We start from the raw sequence: 16190 nt of genomic DNA, 5'->3' as shown, positions 1-16190 counted from the left end.
AATAGTCAGGATAACCATGCTCGATCCCAAACGTGTCCGCACTCAGACTGAAGAGATCGCCCGTCGGCTGGCCATCAAGAACTTTACCTTTGATACCGCCACCTTCGAGCAGCTCGAGGAACGCCGTCGCGCCCTGCAAGTGCGGACGGAGACGCTGCAGAGCGAGCAGAACAAACAGTCAAAGTCGATTGGCAAGGCCAAAGCCGCCGGTGAAGACATCCAGCCGTTGCTGGACAAGGTGGAAAGCCTGAAGGCGCAGAAATCTGCCGCGGAAGATGAGTTGCGAACCCTGCAGGACGAGCTTTCGGATTTCCTGGCGGGCATTCCCAACCTTCCTGACGAGGATGTCCCGGCGGGTGACAGTGAAGACGACAATGTCGAAATCCGGACCTGGGGGACCGCGAGGCCCCTGGGTTTCGAGGCGAAGGATCATGTCGCCCTGGGAGAGGGGCTCAAAGGGCTGGATTTCGAGACCGCAAGCCGCCTGGCTCATTCCCGATTCGCGGTTATGCGGGGCCCGATTGCCCGTCTGCACCGGGCGCTGGCTCAGTTCATGCTGAACCTCCACACCGGCGAGCACGGCTATACCGAAGCCTATGTGCCTTACCTGGTGAACGCGGAAACGCTGTATGGCACAGGCCAGTTGCCCAAATTCGAGGAAGATCTGTTCAAGATGGAGGGAGAGAATCCCCTTTACCTGATCCCGACGGCAGAGGTCCCGGCAACCAACCTTGTTTCAGACAGCATCCTGGACGCCAAGGAGCTGCCGCTTCAACTGGTTTGCCACACACCCTGTTTCCGCAGTGAGGCCGGGTCCTACGGCCGTGACACCCGGGGCATGATTCGCCAGCATCAGTTTGACAAAGTCGAGCTGGTACATGTTGTTCGGCCAGAGGATTCTGATGCCGCGCTGGACGCACTCACAGGGCATGCCGAAAAGGTTCTCCAGTTGCTGGAACTGCCGTACCGAGTCGTCACCCTGTGCGGAGGAGATATGGGCTTCTCGGCAGCCAAAACATACGACCTGGAAGTCTGGCTGCCGGGGCAGCAGAAATTCCGGGAGATCTCGTCCTGCTCCAACACCCGTGATTTTCAGGCACGGCGCATGCATGCCCGGTGGCGTAACCCGGAGACCGGAAAGCCGGAGCCCGTACACACTCTGAACGGGTCTGGTCTGGCGGTGGGGCGTGCCCTGATTGCCGTGATGGAGAACTATCAACAGGAAGACGGCAGCATTCTGGTTCCGGATGTACTAAAGCCTTACATGGGAGGCATCGACCGAATCCAATGACCAATCAGCCGACACATGCACCAGGGAAGGGCGTTGGTGCAACCCCAGCACCAATCCGGTACCGAACCAATCCCGTCACGGATAATCCGAACAGCTCCGCGGGAGAGGTGGCCCTTGTCGGGGCGGGCCCGGGTGATCCGGAACTGCTTACGCTAAAGGCATGGCGCCTGATTACCTGCGCCGAGGTGGTGCTTTACGATCGTCTCGTTTCGCCAGAGATCATGGCACTTATTCCGGATTCCGCTGAAAAGATCCACGTCGGTAAGCAGCGCGCCAATCACGTGTTACCGCAGGATCAGATTAATCAGCGCCTGGTGGATCTGGCGCGGACCGGGCGCAAAGTGGTGCGTCTGAAGGGCGGTGATCCGTTTATTTTCGGTAGGGGCGGTGAGGAAATAGAAACATTGGCCGCAGCCGGTGTCCGGTTCCAGGTGGTCCCCGGCATTACGGCGGCGTCCGGCTGTGCGGCGTATTCCGGAATTCCGCTCACCCATCGCGATTACGCTCAGTCAGTACGCTTCGTGACCGGCCATCTCAAGAACGATACCTGCGACCTTCCCTGGAAGGATTTTGTCCAGAACAACCAGACCCTCGTGTTTTATATGGGTCTGGTGGGACTGCCCATCATCTGCCGGCAACTGGTTAGCCATGGCATGTCTCGAGATATGCCCGTAGCGCTTGTTTCCAAGGGAACGACTCCCGAGCAATTGGTGATCACCGGCACCTTGACCGACATCGTGGAGCGGGTTGAGGCGCAGCCGGTTCAGCCGCCGACACTGGTGATTATTGGCCATGTGGTGGCTCTGCGGGAGCGCCTGGATTGGGTAGGTGGGCTGCCTGATAGAACCCTCGCGCAGGATTGAGTTGCAAGCGAGGCGGGCGACCGCATCATTGAGTCTGAACAAAAAAAGGGAGCCTGAGGCTCCCTTTTTGCTATCCGGTCGTGCTCAGCCAATTTTGCGCTTTGGCAGGACATCCTTCAGTTTGTCACGCATTTCCCGAATGGCTTTTTCGGTGGTCGGCCAGTCGATACACGCGTCGGTTACGGAGACGCCGTACTTCAGATCGGCCAGATTGTCCGGAATGGACTGATTGCCCCAGTTAATGTTGCTTTCCACCATCAGGCTCTGGATAGAGTTGTTGCCTTCGAGGATCTGGTGGGCCACGTCCTGCATAACCAGCGGCTGTAGCCCGGGATCCTTGTTCGAATTGGCATGGCTGCAGTCAACCATGATGGACTTCCGGAGCTTGGCTTTTTCCAGTGCCTGCTCGCAAAGAGCTACGCTTACGGAATCATAGTTGGGCTTTCCGCCACCACCGCGCAGAACCGCGTGTCCATAATTGTTTCCCTTGGTCCGGATAATCGCAACTTTGCCTTGCTGGTCAATACCGAGGAAGCTGTGGGGGTGAGACACGGACTTCATCGCGTTAACCGCGACGTCCAGGCTGCCGTCGGTGCCATTCTTGAAGCCGATGGCCATAGACAGACCGCTGCTCATCTCGCGGTGGGTCTGCGACTCGGTAGTACGGGCGCCGATTGCTGACCAGGCAATGGTGTCCTGCAGGTATTGCGGAGAAATAGGATCCAGGGCTTCAGTGGCTGCCGGCAGGCCGAGTTCGTTGATATCTAGGAGCAGGCGACGGCCAATGTGCAGGCCCTGTTCGATATCGAATGTATCGTTCAGCTTCGGGTCATTGATCAGCCCTTTCCAGCCCACGGTGGTCCGGGGTTTCTCGAAATAAACGCGCATTACAATCAGCAGCGTGTCGCTGACTTCGTCAGCAAGCTTTTTTAGGCGTTGGGCGTAGTCACGGGCAGCCTCCACGTCGTGAATCGAACAGGGGCCTACCACCACGAACAGGCGGTGGTCCTTGCCGTCCATGATGTCATAGATGGCCTGACGTCCATTCGCCACGGTGTCGGCTGCTTTGTCGGAGAGCGGCATCTCCTGTTTCAGCGCTTCAGGAGTGATCAGTGGTTCCTGGCTGGCCACATTCAGATTCTCTAGTTTTTTGCCCGACATGTTGTTCTATATCCCCGATTCTGATCGTTGCTTCCCGGTTGGACGAACAAATGCCAACGGGGTTGCAGATTAACGCGAATGTCACCGGTGTCCGGTTGCGATTAACCCCGGCGAGGTGGTTATACTGCGTCATTTGGTAGGCCTTTTCAACGCTTCTTCAGTACGGGGTCTGGATGTCACAAAACCGGCAGAAATCGCGAGATGTTCCGGTCCGCAGGACGGTCTCGGGAAAGATCGCTTTTGTCCTGTTGGGCTGAGCAGAGGGACGAGCGTGTTACTCATGTTGTCCGTTCCGTTCACTTGGACTGGTCGGCGATGCAGATCAATGCCGCTTATGTCGCCGACCGGATCATGGACGTGTTCCTCAAAACCAGCGGGTTGCATCCGGAGCTGTCACGGCGCCTTGCCCGACTGGGGCTTTTTCTCGCCTGGCGAATGAACCTTGAGGGCGCAAAAGCGTTCAGTTCCAACCTGGTTGAATGGCTCGACAGCCTGCAGGAATGGCGTGGCTGGAGTGATTCCGAGGCCGGTTCTCGAAAGTGCTTCTTGATCAGCTCGACGCCCTGGTCATTGCGGTTTCGGGCAGTTTCGAGTCGGGGACGGTGTCTGCGGTCGAGGACTTTTGCCGCCAATGGAAAGAGGGTGCAGACAGGCGCAACGGTCAGATTGGCAAACTGAGGCAGCGACTGTTGGAAACCGAGTAGGGCGCGGCTCGCCAACGTCGCGCTGACCAGACGGCCCGGGCGCTGATTGGTCGGGCATTGCAGGGCCGCCAACTGCCGGTTCCCATCAGTCGTTTTGCACTCGACCACTGGCATCGGCTCCTTAAACACCCGATCTGGGAAACCGGTTTTGAGGGAGAGACCTTTCGTCATGGTCTCACGCCTCCGAGGTGAAGCGCCGGAGCTGGCGGACGCCTTGCCGCCTCCTGAGCGGTTCAGATGGGATACTTCTTGGCTGAAGTTTTCGGGCGCGAACCTGGGGCAGGCAAGTGTAGCGGAAGGTCAATGGTTCGTTGAAGGCAAGGGTAATCGTGAGCAGCGCGGTTATTTCTTCGCGCTGCTGCAGGACACTGCCGAAATTCTGTGGACCAATGGCGCCGGGGTGAAACTTGGCCTTCAGCCGTGGGCTGAGTTTCAGCGGGCCCGGGCAAGCGGAGACTTGCGCCCGCTACCCAGGTTGACGCCCTTTGGTCAGGTTTTGAATGAAACCGTCACGGTGCTTGCGGGCGTCAGTGAGAAGCAGCGCAGACTACGCGAGAACGCTGCTCAAGAAGCCAGGAATCAGGCTGATGCCCTGCGGCGAAAGCGTGAGCAGGAGGATTTGAAGCGCGAGAGGGAAGAAGCGGCTCGCGAGGCAGAGCTTCGGCGTGAAAGGCAGCGACTGGAGGAGCAACGCCAGGATGATGATAGGGCTGAACGGGAACGTCTTGCCCGGGAGCAGCGGCTTCTCGCCCGAAAGCAGGTTCATGGCCTCAAGCTCGGTGGTTGGATCGTGGTTTCGCCGTCAATGCCTGAGGAAGAACCGATTCGATTGAAGCTGGCCGTCCGCATCAACGCATCCCGCAAGCTCGTCTTTGTCGACCGCTTGGGACTCAACCGCAGGGAGTTCCTGGAGGACAACCTGGTGGAGGACATCGTAGTTGGCTGGATTAGGGTTCTGGGCAGCTCTGCGGAGTTCGACGATACCCTCAGCCGGGTGGTTGGCCGGATCCGAGTGGACCGAAACTGAGGCCGAAAGAGGAGCAGGAAAAATAATAATGAGTAATACAGACTACGGTTTTGGCACTTCCGAGAGCGCTTCAGAGGGGCCCGATAATCGGGCAGACTATCGTCTCACGGCAACGGCACGAGCAACGCTCGAGCTAGAATCCGAGGTGCCCGGGAAGGCCTTGAAAAACCGCGGACGAGACCTGGTGTGCCGAATCCGCGACATTTCAGCGCGTGGAATGTGCCTTTTTTCTCCGGAGCCGCTGTCTTTGGGGGCGCTCCTTCCAGCGACGGTAGTACTGGGCGATCATCCGACGCCGTTCTTATTGATGGTGGAAGTGGTCTGGTGCCGCCCGAACCGGTCGGAGTTTCTGGTTGGTGTTCAGATCATGGAATCAGACGGCACGGGTTACGTTGAATGGTTGGACGCGGTCGCTTCAGCAATGGAAGGGGAGTAATGGGAGGCACAGAAAAGCCGGCGCAGGGCCGGCTTTCTTAATCCTGATAGCGACTGCCGCTGGGACTCATTCTTCCATTTGAGCCATACCGGTAATATTGAAACCGGCATCGACGTACATGATTTCCCCGGTGATGCCGCTGGCCATGTCCGAGCTCAGGAAAGCGGCGGCATTGCCGACCTCATCGGTGGTCACGTTACGACGCAGCGGAGCCTGTTTGGCATTCTCCGCAAGCATCCGGCGGAAACTCTTGATGCCCGAGGCCGCCAGTGTCTTGATCGGGCCGGCCGAGATGCCGTTGACCCGAATTCCATCCTTGCCCAGGCTCGCTGCCATGTAACGGACATTGGCTTCAAGTGAGGCCTTGGCCAAGCCCATCACGTTGTAGTTCTGCAGTACCCGTTCCGCACCCAGGTAGCTCAGCGTCAGCAAAGAGCTTCCTTCGTGCATCATCTTCCGGGCACCCTTGGCTAGTGCAACAAAGCTGTAAGAGCTGATGTCGTGGGCGATTCGGAAACCCTCGCGGGTGGTAACATCGACATAATTGCCGTCCAATTCATGCCCGGGCGCAAACCCAACGGCGTGAACGATGATGTCGATGTGGTCCCAGTGTTTGCCAAGCTCGGTAAAGACGTTCTCGATTTCTTCGTCGCTGGCAACGTCACAGGGAAAAGTCAGCTTGCTGCCCCATTGTTCGGCGAATTTCTCCACCCTGGGTTGGAGCTTTTCGTTCTGATAGGTGAACGCCAGCTCCGCGCCTTCCCGGGCGAATGCTTCGGCGATACCGTAGGCGATGGACAGTTTGCTGGCAACGCCAACGATCAGTGCTTTTTTGCCACTGAGTAATCCCATGGGTAGTTCTCCCTGTGTTCCTGATTTCGGAGCATTATCCCTGAACTCGCGCGCTCCGGGTAACGCTCAATTGGTCGTAGACGCGTTCTGGTAGAAGAACGCCGCACTGAGTAGTTCCTGAGTGTATGCCTGGCTTGGTGCGTGGAAAATGTCGTCGGCGTTCCCGTATTCCACAATCTTTCCGTGGTGCAATACCAACAGTTTATGACTGAGTGCGCGAACGACGGCCAGATCGTGGCTGATGAAAATATAGCTTAGACCATAGCGGCCCTGTATATCCCGCAGAAGCTCAATCACCTGTTTCTGGACGGTCCTGTCCAGCGCAGAGGTTGGCTCGTCCAGAATGATCAGATCGGGCTGAAGCACGAGGGCGCGGGCTATGGCAATGCGCTGGCGCTGTCCGCCCGAAAATTCGTGAGGATAGCGATGTCGATTGTCGGGATCCAGGCCAACGTCCCGTAAGGCCCGGATTACCCGTTGCTCGTGGTCGTCAGAGTTGCCAGGCTCGTGAATTTCCAGGCCTTCGCGCACGATCTCAGCGATCGACATTCGCGGGCTAAGGCTGCCGAATGGGTCCTGAAACACGATCTGTATCCGGCTCCGCCAGGGACGAAACTGCTTCTGGGTGAGGTTGCCCAGCTCTTCGCCGGCCAACTGGATGCTACCGGTACTGGCGGTCAGCTTGAGTAGGGCGTGACCAATGGTGGTCTTGCCGCTTCCGCTTTCCCCGACAATCCCGAGGGTTTCGCCGCGATTCAGGCTGAAATTGGTGTCCTGGACCGCGTGAAAATAGTCTTTGACCTTGCCAAAAAGTGATTTACGGGTGGAAAAACGGACGTCCAGATGGGAGACGCTGAGCAGGGGGGTGCTACTGCCGGCGGCTGCCAGCGGGGCCTCGGGCGGTTCGGCATCCAGCAATTTTCGGGTATAGGGGTGTTTTGGTCGATCAAACAGAGTCTCGGTGTCTGCAAGCTCCACCAGTTTCCCCTGTTCCATGACCGCCACCTCGTCTGCATAGCGGTGAACAATGGAAAGATCATGAGTGATCAGCAGGATCGCCATGCCGAGTTTCTGCTGAAGCTCCCGGAGCAGTTCGAGAACCTGTTTTTGCACCGTGACGTCCAGCGCCGTGGTGGGTTCGTCAGCAATCAGGAGTTCGGGCTCGTTGGCCAGCGCCATGGCAATCATGACGCGCTGCTTCTGTCCCCCGGAAAGCTGGTGCGGGTAGCTACCGAGACGACTTTCGGGGTTCTGGATGCCGACCAGTTCCAGCAATTCAATGCAGCGCTTTCGAGCGGCGGAATTGCGCATCCCCTTATGCAGGGCCAAGGTTTCCCCAATCTGCTTCTCGACGGTATGCAGAGGATTGAGGGACGTCATTGGCTCCTGGAAGATCATGCTGATCTGGCGCCCCCGAATCTGACGAAGGCGTTTGTCACTGGCCTTCAGCATGTCTTCGCCGCGGAAAAAGATCTCTCCGGTCGGATAGCTGGCGTGTCGCTCATCAAGCAACCGAAGCACCGACAGTGCCGATATGGATTTGCCCGATCCGCTTTCCCCTACGAGTGCGAGCGTCTGGCCCTCGCGGATGGCAAGTGACAGGGAGTCCACTGCCCGGGGGCCATGATCGAAGCAGATAGACAGGTTCGAAATCTGTAACAGGTTGCTCATATCAGCTCTTTCTCGGATCGAAGGCGTCCCGAACGGCCTCGCCGACGAACACCAGGAGTGTCAGCATGACCGAAAGCGAGATGAAGGCAGATATGCCGAGCCAGGGCGCGTGCAGGTTCGCTTTCCCCTGCGCAATCAGTTCGCCCAGAGACGGCGAGCCGGACGGCAGGCCGAATCCGAGGAAGTCCAGTGAAGTCAGCCCGGTGATGGCGCCGGTCAGGATAAACGGAAGAAAGGTCAGCGTCGCGACCATGGCGTTGGGAAGAATGTGCCGGAACATGATTTTCCGGTTGTCCAGACCCAGGGCTCTGGCCGCCTTCACGTACTCGAAATTTCTGGCCCGCAGGAACTCCGCCCGGACTACATCCACGAGCCCCATCCAGCTGAATAGCAGCATGATGCCCAGCAGCCACCAGAAGTTCGGCTGCACGATGCTCGACAGGATGATCAACAGGTACAGCACTGGAAGCCCCGACCACACCTCAATGAAACGCTGTCCGAGCAGATCAATCTTGCCGCCGTAGTAGCCCTGAATGGCTCCGACCGCGACACCCACGATGCAGCTGGCAAAAGTAAGGGTGAGTCCGAACAGCACAGAAATGCGAAAGCCGTAGATCACCCTGGCGGCAACATCCCGTCCCTGGTCGTCGGTACCCAGCCAGTTCTCCGGACTGGGCGGTGCGGGCGAGGGCACCTCAAGGTCGTAGTTGATGGTGTCGTAACTGAAGCGGATTGGCGGCCAGACTATCCAGCCATTGGCTTCGATCTGACTGGAGATGAATGGGTCGCGGTAATCGGCCTCCGTGGGCAAAAAGCCCCCGAAGGTCTCCTCAGAAACGGACTCCACGACCGGAAAATAGAAGGTGTCCTGGTAGGACACAACCAGTGGTGAATCGTTGGCGATCAGCTCCGCCACAAGGGACAGGCCGAACAGGGCGAGAAACACCCAGAGAGACCAATACCCCCGCCGGTTGGCGCGGAAATTTCGCAGCCGCCGCTGCTGAATTGGCGTGAGCGATTTCATGCTTACGCCCCCTCCCGGCTTTCAAAATCGATACGGGGATCCACCAGGACGTAGGTGATGTCGCTGATCAACTTCAGGATCAGGCCCATCAGGGTAAAGATGTAGAGCGTTCCGAATATAACCGGGTAATCCCGGTTCAAGGCAGCCTCAAACCCCAGTAGGCCTAGCCCATCCAGGGAGAAGATGACCTCGATCAGCAGCGATCCGGTAAAAAACAGCGCCACCAGAACACCGGGCAAGCTTGCAATGACAATCAGCATGGCGTTTCGGAACACGTGGCCGTAGAGCACCTGCTTCTCCTCCAGTCCCTTGGCGCGGGCAGTCACCACGTATTGCTTGCTGATTTCGTCGAGGAATGAATTCTTTGTGAGCAGCGTCAGTGTGGCAAAGCCACCAATCACATTGGCGGTGACGGGCAGGGCCAGATGCCAGAAGTAATCGCCGATCTTCTGGTACCAGGTGAGTTCGTCAAAGTTGGTCGAGGTAAGTCCGCGCAGCGGAAACCAGTCGAAATAGCTGCCGCCGGCAAACAACACGATCAGCAGAATCGCGAACAGGAAGCCCGGAATGGCATAACCGATGACAATCGCGGAGCTGCTCCATACATCGAACCGGGAGCCATCAGTCACTGCCTTGCGGATGCCCAGGGGAATGGAAATGATGTAGATAATCAGGGTCGACCACAGTCCCAATGATATGGAGACCGGCATCTTCTCGACGATCAGGCTGGTCACGCTCTTTTCGCGGAAAAAAGAATCGCCAAAGTTAAACGTGGCGTAGTCCCCCAGCATCTTGATAAATCGTTCGTGGGGCGGCTTGTCGAAGCCATACATGACTTCGATTTCCTTAAGCAGCTCATCTGGAATACCCCGGGATCCGCGACTGTCGCCGGAGGCGCTGGAAACCTCGCCGCCGGAATCACCACCCGAGGCCCGCGCCAGAGCGCTGCCTCCGTGGCCTTCCATCTCGGCGATGAGTTGTTCAACCGGGCCGCCGGGTGCGGCCTGGACGATCACGAAGTTCAACAGCATTATCCCGATAAGCGTCGGGATAATCAGCGCCAGCCTTCGTAGTATGTATATGCCCATTTAGCGGAGGGTTCCTTCCGTTACAGCGAGGATCAGAATCAATTGCTCAGGGCCGTACCCACCAGTTATCCAGATCAATGCCGTTCTTGGGCGTCATTTCGGGGCGCTGCAGATGATTCCAGTAAGCCACCCGATCTTTGGCCAGGTGCCAGTGCGGAATCACATAGTGACCGTGCAGAAGAACCCGGTCCAGTGCACGGACTCGCTGAACGAGTTCTTCGCGGTCCGGGGCCTGTATGACTTTGTTGACCAGGTCATCGACGACTTGATCGGAGACGCCCATGTAGTTTCGTGATCCAACGGCGTCGACATTGGCGGAATGCCAGTATTCGCGCTGTTCGTTACCCGGGGAATCGGACTGCGGCAGGACCTGTGTGATCATGTCGAAATCAAACTCCCGAACCCGCTGCACGTATTGATTGCTGTCCACGAGTCGCACAGAGACATCAATGCCCAGTTTTGCAAGGTTGTTCTTGAACGGCAGAACTACCCGTTCAAAGCTCTTCTGGAACAACAGGATTTCAAAGGCCAGTGGCTCTCCCGTGCTCTTGTTGACCAGTTTGCCATCCTGAATTGCGTAACCGGCCGAGCGCAGCAACTCGAGGGCGGATCTCAGGTTCTCTCTGAGGCCCTTCTGGCCTTCGGTTTCCGGTGCCTGATATTCCTCTGTGAAAACGTCCCCGCCGAGCTGATCCCGGTAGGGCTCCAGGATTTCCAGTTCCCGTCCCTGAGGCAGGCCGGAAGAGGCGAGATCGCTGTTTTCGAAGTAGCTGTCGGTTCTGGTGTACTGGCCATAGAACAGGTTCTTGTTGGCCCATTCAAAATCGAAGCCATAGGCAAGTGCTTCGCGCACCCGGGGATCACTGAATACCTCACGGCGGGTGTTAAATGCAAAGCCCTGCATGCCGGTGGGTCGATGATGCTCAATTGCTTCGGCAACGATTGTCCCTTCGTCGAATTTCGAGCCGGTGTATGCCGTTGCCCAGTTCTTTGCCGAGGTTTCCACTCTGAAATCAAAGTTTCCGGCCTTGAAGGCTTCGAGGGCCACGGTATCGTCGGTGTAATAGTCGTACCGGATCTGATCAAAGTTGAAGCGGCCTTTTCGGACGCCGAGGTCCTTGGCCCAGTAGTCGTCGACACGTTCGTAGATAATTGACCGGCCTGCCTCAAAGTCGCCAATCCGGTAGGGGCCGCTACCCAGCGGCGGTGTCAGGCCGTTGTCACCGAACTCACGGCTCTGCCAGTAATGGGCAGGCAGAATGGGCATCTGGCCAAGGATGAGTGGCAGTTCCCGATTCATGGTGGGTCTGAAATCGAAACGGATTCGTTGGGGGCTTTCTACGGTGACCTTGGCGACATCCGCGTAGTAGTTGCGGAAAAAGGGGTGGCCTTTGGAGGTCAGGATTTCGAAGGAAAACTTTACGTCCTCGGCGGTAATGGGCTCACCATCGTGAAAGCGCGCATTCTCCCGCAGATTGAAGGTCACATAGCTCCGGTCTTTCGGCGTTTCCAGGGATTCCGCGATCAGGCCATACGCGGAAAACGGCTCATCATCCGAGGAAACCAGGAGAGTGTCGTACAGATAGGTGCTGATACCGGCCGCCGCGACACCGCGAATATCAAACGGGTTGAACGAGTCGAAGCCGTTGGCGACCACTGCCATCTTCAGTGCTCCGCCTTTGGGGGCCTCAGGATTCACGTAGTCAAAGTGAGGAAACCCGCTGGGGTATTTTGGCTCGCCGTGCATTGCGATGCCGTGCTGTGGTTCCGGGGAGTCGGAGGCGTGTTCGCTGCCCATCACGGAGGTTGTCATGGCCAGCAGGGCTAAAGAGGAGAGGATCGATGTAAGGTATGAGGCTATCCGTTTGCTTGTCATAGGTCTCGCACGTTCCGGAGTGTCAGGCCGGTACGCCAGAATCCGGTCCGGCACACCGTTGGTTCCTAATCGAACCCTTATGATTCTTGTAGTTAGGGAAAGTTCCTGCGCCCGGATGCGAGGGTGCTAGGGACTGTTCCGAATATCAACGTAGAGTACCAGACTTTGACCCGGTTGCAGATAACGTGAGGTGTTCAGGTCATTCCAGCTTGCAATGTCCCGCACATTCACGGCAAAGCGGTTGGCAATCGTGGACAGCGAATCACCTTTGCGGACGCGATACCCGACCTTCCGAACCATGGCATTGCCCCGGGCATTATTGGTGGCGACGACTGTGGGCTTCGAGGTCTTCGACCAGATGACCAGTCTCTTTCCGGGGATCAGCGGGTCTCCGGGAGCCATGCCATTCCAGGCAGCGACTTCACGAACCGATACCCGGTGTTCCCGGGCTATGTCCCAGAAGGTGTCACCCCGACGGACGGTGTAACGAACCTTGTTGCCATCACGTTTGCGGTCCTGCTTGCGCTCCAGTCGTTGTGAGGCACTCAGGGCATAGGTGTCGGAAGCTTTGCTGGCGGATGGGATCATCAGTCGTTGGCCGATCCGGATAAGGTCGGAATTCAGGTTATTGACCTGCTGTATCACCGATGGCGTGGTGGCGAACTTGCGGGCGATGGTGATCAGGCTGTCGCCGGACTGTACTTTGTAGTTGCGCCAGGAAACCCGTTCACCGGCTGGAATCTTTGCAAGGGCCGCTCGAAAGGTCTCGGCGTTTTCCCGGGGTACCAGCAGGCGGTGTGGCCCGTCCGGATTGGTTGCCCAACGATTGTAGGTGGGGTTCAGCAGGTAGATTTCGTCAACATCGATGCTGGCCAGTTCGGCCGCCTGCGCGAGGTCCAACTGGGAACCGGTTTCGACAATCTCGAAGTAGGGCTCGTCTTCCAGGGCGGGCAGGGTGATGCCGTAGTCCTCGGGTTTGTCGAAGATCTTCGCCAGGGCAATCAGCTTTGGAACATAGTGGCGGGTTTCCCGAGGCAGTTCGAGGGACCAGAAATCCTGTGGCCGGTTTTTCTTCCGGTTCCGGCGCATGGCACTGGAAACCGTTCCGCCACCGCTGTTGTACGCGGCAAGGGCCAGTGTGTAGTCACCGTCGAACCGGTTGGCGAGCCGATCCAGATAGGTCAGGGCAGCATCCGTTGCAGCCACGACATCACGGCGGTCATCGTGCCACCAGCTCTGAGTCAGGCCGAAGTATTTCCCTGTTGACGGAATGAACTGCCAGAGGCCAGCAGCCCGACCATGGGAATAGGCAAACGGATCGAAGGCGCTTTCCACCACGGGCAGCAGGGCGAATTCAGCTGGCAGCCCCCGTTTCTCCGTTTCGTCGAGAATGTAATGAAGGTAACGGCTACCCCGGTCTACCACTCGATTGATATAGCCGGGGTGACTGGCATACCAGTTGAGTTGATCCCGGACCCGTTCGTTGTCCACGTTGTGGTCAAGCGCAAAGCCTTCACGCAGGCGGCTCCACAAATCGGTCTGTTGAGGTGCGGTCTTAACGATCTGCTGTCCGGGGTTGTCCAGCTTTTCACGGGCGTCCCGAGCGGTGTCCCGTAGTTCTGGCGCAATCGCTTCGTCCAGTGCGCCATGGACTGCGGCATCGTCGTCCTCGCCGGATTCAACCGATTGCTTGAGATCTTCGTCGCCCGTGGCGACGGTAACCTGGTCAGTCTCAAGTGGATTGGTTTCCTGTTCCCCCGAATCGGTTTCGGTAAACCAGTTCGTGGGATTGACCCATGAGTTACCAGGTTGATTCAGCAGGCTGCAGCCGCTGGCCAGAGTCCCGGCGAACAAGAGGATAGACAAACGTTTGACCGACATAGAATGCTTCCGGCTCATTGTTGAAGCCGGATGGTATGTCTGAAATTCCGGCATATTTAAAGGGTTACGGTCACAAATTTGTCATGATTCTATGGGAGGCCTTTTCCAGGGGTCAAGAAACCTCTCGTTACGTCCCTGAGAGAAATTGTTAACCAGTCAGAAATTATCCTTGCCGTGGCGGATTGCCGCAAAGATGGCGTTCTCGGAATCGGCCGGCAGGCCGTGCCTTGCGCAATAGTTCCTTGCCGCATCGACAACCACCGGATCGTCCCATCTGAGAAAGGGATTGAGGCGTTTCTCCTCTCCGAGTACCGACGGAACCGTCGGGTACCCATCTTCCCGACGCTGCTTGCAGCGGATCTCGAACGCCTTGAGTCCTTCATCTCCGGGCAGCCAGCTGCGGGCAAACTTCAGGTTTGCCAGCGTATACTCGTGGGCGCAGTAAACCGCGGTCCGTTCAGGCAGGGCCCGGAGAGTTTGAAGCGACTGGCGCATCTGTTCGGGCTTGCCTTCGAACAGTCGGCCGCAACCGCAGACAAAAAGCGTGTCGCCACAAAACAGAACAGGGCGTCCATCCACTTCCGTGTCGGTAAAGTAGGCAATGTGGTCCAGGGTGTGTCCGGGGACGCCAAGAACCTGGAACGTCAGGTTTTCCCACAATACCTCATCGCCGGGATGGACCTTGTCTGTGCAGCCCGTAAACGGAGATTCGGCCGGCCCTGTCACGCCGCACTCCGGGAAAGCCCTCATCAGCTCACTGATGCCCCCCACGTGGTCGGGGTGGTGGTGGGTGACCAGGATGGTGTCCAGAACCAGCCCATTGTCCGCCAGGTGCTCAAGCACAGGGCCTGCCTGGCCCGGATCAACAACCAGGGCTTTGCGATTTTCCTGGTTCGACAGGCACCAGATATAGTTGTCGTTGAACGCTGGAATGGCGGAAATGGTCAACATAAAGCCCCACATGTGCAAAACGAATGTGACTGATATGATAGTCCATTAGATACAGGGCCCCAACAGTGGGCTCCGGTTGCGGGGGTAACACAGTGTGAGCAAGTCTGGAGCGATTGATTATCCGGAGCGTCACGAGACGTTTGAACGGTGGTTCGGGACGCCCCTCGGTCGGGCATTGCTGGCGGACCAGAGAAGGATGCTTGACCACGAATTGAGCCACCTGACGGGTGCACGTCAGCTCCAGGTTGGCGTCAGTCATCGCCTACCCTTGGCGACCGGCACCGATTTCGCCCAGAGGATCATGACAACGCCCCGCTGGTATCCCCACATTCCGGACGGTGTGGCGGTTTGTGACGCCCATGAATTACCGTTTCCGGGCGATTCCATGGACCTTGTTGTGCTTCACCACAGCGCGGATTTCAGTCGCTATCCCCATGATGTGTTGCGCGACGCAGCGAGGGTTTTGCGAGGCGAGGGGACCATTGCTCTGATCGGCTTTAATCCCGTGAGTCTCTGGGGGGTCCGAAAGCTGGCTTCCCGCCATCGAGACGGACCCTGGGGTGGGCGATTCATGCTGCGCGGGAGAATGGAGGACTGGCTGCACTTGCTGGGTTTCAATGTGGAAGCATCGGTGACCCGCTTTTTTCGGCTTCCTCTCCAGAGGAGTGGTCGCAAAGCCCGAAGCCGGCTCGACGCAAAACTCGGGGGTAACAGAATCCTGCCTGTCGGCGCTTATTACTGTATCCTTGCGAAAAAACGCGTTTACGCCGGTATTCCCAGAAAGCCTGCCTGGCGACAGGCAAAGGTCATTTCACTCTCGGGAACCAGAACAATCGGAGCATCCAGGGGGTGCGCCCGTAGGCAGTATGCGCCAGGCAAGACTGATTAACCGACAGGAGACACGATGGCCGGTAAGGTGATTTTGTATACCGACGGGGCGTGCAAGGGCAATCCCGGACCGGGCGGCTGGGGCGTTGTATTGCGGTATGGGGATGTCAAGAAGACGATGCATGGCGGAGAGGCGGAGACTACCAACAACCGAATGGAGCTGATGGCAGCGATTCGGGGGCTGGAAGCGCTCAAGCGTCCCTGTGAAGTCGAACTCTTCACCGATTCCCAGTATGTCCGCAAAGGCATCACCGAATGGATGGCGGGGTGGAAGCGCAATGGCTGGAAAACGTCGGCCAAGAAGCCGGTCAAGAACGAAGACCTGTGGCGGGAACTCGACACCGAGGTGGCCCGGCACCGGATCAATTGGCATTGGGTCAAGGGTCACGCAGGTGTCCCGGATAACGAACTGGCGGACGAGTTGGCCAACCGTGGTGTTGCGGAACTCGCGAAAGCCTGAGAACGATTTTATTGAGC

Annotated in this window: 15 protein-coding genes; 7 read left to right on the top strand and 8 right to left on the bottom strand. The window is 57.7% G+C overall.

The features are described from left to right. Nucleotides 1-16: 16 nt before the first annotated feature. Entirely contained in the window at nucleotides 17-1291 is a 1275-nt protein-coding gene (gene serS, locus K0B93_RS03140; protein WP_219865786.1) for a serine--tRNA ligase, read from the top strand. Then, entirely contained in the window at nucleotides 1288-2154 is an 867-nt protein-coding gene (gene cobA, locus K0B93_RS03135; RefSeq protein ID WP_219865785.1) for a uroporphyrinogen-III C-methyltransferase, read from the top strand. Before serS ends, cobA begins: the two co-directional genes overlap by 4 nt. Before the next feature lie 84 nt (nucleotides 2155-2238). On the opposite strand, the gene K0B93_RS03130 is transcribed toward cobA, so the two are convergent. Beyond that, on the bottom strand, nucleotides 2239-3315 hold the full coding sequence (locus tag K0B93_RS03130; protein ID WP_219865784.1) for a 3-deoxy-7-phosphoheptulonate synthase: 1077 nt from the start codon (nucleotides 3313-3315) through the stop codon (nucleotides 2239-2241). A gap of 315 nt (nucleotides 3316-3630) precedes the next feature. Here K0B93_RS03130 and K0B93_RS19190 point away from each other — a divergent pair, with 315 nt between their 5' ends. The 3 genes from K0B93_RS19190 (at nucleotide 3631) to K0B93_RS03120 (ending at nucleotide 5482) form a co-directional block, all read left to right on the top strand. Then, nucleotides 3631-3993 carry a hypothetical protein gene (locus K0B93_RS19190; RefSeq protein ID WP_228743186.1) on the top strand — a complete coding sequence of 121 codons (363 nt, stop codon included), beginning with the start codon at nucleotides 3631-3633 and terminating at the stop codon, nucleotides 3991-3993. Nucleotides 3994-4188: 195 nt separating this feature from the next. Further along, a complete protein-coding gene (locus K0B93_RS19185) occupies nucleotides 4189-5046 on the top strand; it encodes a DUF1631 family protein (protein WP_228743183.1) in 858 nt (285 codons plus the stop codon). Between the two features lie 28 nt (nucleotides 5047-5074). Then, entirely contained in the window at nucleotides 5075-5482 is a 408-nt protein-coding gene (locus K0B93_RS03120) for a PilZ domain-containing protein (protein ID WP_219865783.1), read from the top strand. A 66-nt stretch (nucleotides 5483-5548) separates the two neighbouring features. Here the strand turns inward: K0B93_RS03120 and K0B93_RS03115 are convergent, their stop codons facing one another. The 7 genes from K0B93_RS03115 to gloB all read right to left on the bottom strand — a co-directional run bounded on the left by K0B93_RS03115 (nucleotide 5549) and on the right by gloB (nucleotide 14825). Next, entirely contained in the window at nucleotides 5549-6334 is a 786-nt protein-coding gene (locus tag K0B93_RS03115; RefSeq protein ID WP_218634500.1) for an enoyl-ACP reductase FabI, read from the bottom strand. A 66-nt stretch (nucleotides 6335-6400) separates the two neighbouring features. Next, a complete protein-coding gene (locus tag K0B93_RS03110) occupies nucleotides 6401-8005 on the bottom strand; it encodes an ABC transporter ATP-binding protein (RefSeq protein WP_219865782.1) in 1605 nt (534 codons plus the stop codon). 1 nt (nucleotide 8006) lies between these two features. Continuing rightward, the gene (locus K0B93_RS03105) at nucleotides 8007-9029 is read right to left on the bottom strand and encodes an ABC transporter permease (protein ID WP_219865781.1); all 1023 of its coding nucleotides are present in this window, start codon (nucleotides 9027-9029) and stop codon (nucleotides 8007-8009) included. 2 nt (nucleotides 9030-9031) lie between these two features. Continuing rightward, nucleotides 9032-10117, bottom strand: a complete 1086-nt coding sequence (locus tag K0B93_RS03100) for a microcin C ABC transporter permease YejB (RefSeq protein WP_219865780.1) — start codon at nucleotides 10115-10117, stop codon at nucleotides 9032-9034. A 46-nt stretch (nucleotides 10118-10163) separates the two neighbouring features. Next, the gene (locus K0B93_RS03095) at nucleotides 10164-11993 is read right to left on the bottom strand and encodes an extracellular solute-binding protein (RefSeq protein ID WP_219865779.1); all 1830 of its coding nucleotides are present in this window, start codon (nucleotides 11991-11993) and stop codon (nucleotides 10164-10166) included. A 126-nt stretch (nucleotides 11994-12119) separates the two neighbouring features. Then, nucleotides 12120-13874 (bottom strand): LysM peptidoglycan-binding domain-containing protein, encoded by a 1755-nt coding sequence (locus K0B93_RS03090; RefSeq protein WP_219865778.1) that lies wholly within the window; start codon nucleotides 13872-13874, stop codon nucleotides 12120-12122. Nucleotides 13875-14030: 156 nt separating this feature from the next. Then, nucleotides 14031-14825, bottom strand: a complete 795-nt coding sequence (gene gloB / locus K0B93_RS03085) for a hydroxyacylglutathione hydrolase (RefSeq protein ID WP_219865777.1) — start codon at nucleotides 14823-14825, stop codon at nucleotides 14031-14033. Nucleotides 14826-14919: 94 nt separating this feature from the next. Here gloB and K0B93_RS03080 point away from each other — a divergent pair, with 94 nt between their 5' ends. Further along, nucleotides 14920-15714, top strand: a complete 795-nt coding sequence (locus K0B93_RS03080; RefSeq protein ID WP_219865776.1) for a class I SAM-dependent methyltransferase — start codon at nucleotides 14920-14922, stop codon at nucleotides 15712-15714. Between the two features lie 15 nt (nucleotides 15715-15729). Beyond that, the gene (gene rnhA, locus K0B93_RS03075) at nucleotides 15730-16173 is read left to right on the top strand and encodes a ribonuclease HI (RefSeq protein WP_219865775.1); all 444 of its coding nucleotides are present in this window, start codon (nucleotides 15730-15732) and stop codon (nucleotides 16171-16173) included. Nucleotides 16174-16190 lie beyond the last annotated feature (17 nt).

The organism is Marinobacter sp. F4218 (genome assembly GCF_019443085.1).
In the GTDB taxonomy this organism is placed as follows: domain Bacteria; phylum Pseudomonadota; class Gammaproteobacteria; order Pseudomonadales; family Oleiphilaceae; genus Marinobacter; species Marinobacter albus.
The sequence above is the reverse complement of the archived record's forward strand: the minus strand, read 5'-3'. Positions and strand labels throughout refer to the sequence as shown.

What these genes read in the sequence shown, in the direction of transcription:
- K0B93_RS03120 (WP_219865783.1), top strand. Translation starts at nt 5,075, where the DNA reads ATGAGTAATACAGACTACGGTTTTGGCACTTCCGAGAGCGCTTCAGAG.
- cobA (WP_219865785.1), top strand. Translation starts at nt 1,288, where the DNA reads ATGACCAATCAGCCGACACATGCACCAGGGAAGGGCGTTGGTGCAACC.
- K0B93_RS19190 (WP_228743186.1), top strand. Translation starts at nt 3,631, where the DNA reads ATGCAGATCAATGCCGCTTATGTCGCCGACCGGATCATGGACGTGTTC.
- K0B93_RS03095 (WP_219865779.1), bottom strand. Translation starts at nt 11,993, where the DNA reads ATGACAAGCAAACGGATAGCCTCATACCTTACATCGATCCTCTCCTCT.
- K0B93_RS03110 (WP_219865782.1), bottom strand. Translation starts at nt 8,005, where the DNA reads ATGAGCAACCTGTTACAGATTTCGAACCTGTCTATCTGCTTCGATCAT.
- rnhA (WP_219865775.1), top strand. Translation starts at nt 15,730, where the DNA reads ATGGCCGGTAAGGTGATTTTGTATACCGACGGGGCGTGCAAGGGCAAT.
- gloB (WP_219865777.1), bottom strand. Translation starts at nt 14,825, where the DNA reads ATGTTGACCATTTCCGCCATTCCAGCGTTCAACGACAACTATATCTGG.
- K0B93_RS19185 (WP_228743183.1), top strand. Translation starts at nt 4,189, where the DNA reads ATGGTCTCACGCCTCCGAGGTGAAGCGCCGGAGCTGGCGGACGCCTTG.
- K0B93_RS03100 (WP_219865780.1), bottom strand. Translation starts at nt 10,117, where the DNA reads ATGGGCATATACATACTACGAAGGCTGGCGCTGATTATCCCGACGCTT.
- K0B93_RS03105 (WP_219865781.1), bottom strand. Translation starts at nt 9,029, where the DNA reads ATGAAATCGCTCACGCCAATTCAGCAGCGGCGGCTGCGAAATTTCCGC.
- K0B93_RS03115 (WP_218634500.1), bottom strand. Translation starts at nt 6,334, where the DNA reads ATGGGATTACTCAGTGGCAAAAAAGCACTGATCGTTGGCGTTGCCAGC.
- serS (WP_219865786.1), top strand. Translation starts at nt 17, where the DNA reads ATGCTCGATCCCAAACGTGTCCGCACTCAGACTGAAGAGATCGCCCGT.
- K0B93_RS03130 (WP_219865784.1), bottom strand. Translation starts at nt 3,315, where the DNA reads ATGTCGGGCAAAAAACTAGAGAATCTGAATGTGGCCAGCCAGGAACCA.
- K0B93_RS03090 (WP_219865778.1), bottom strand. Translation starts at nt 13,874, where the DNA reads ATGTCGGTCAAACGTTTGTCTATCCTCTTGTTCGCCGGGACTCTGGCC.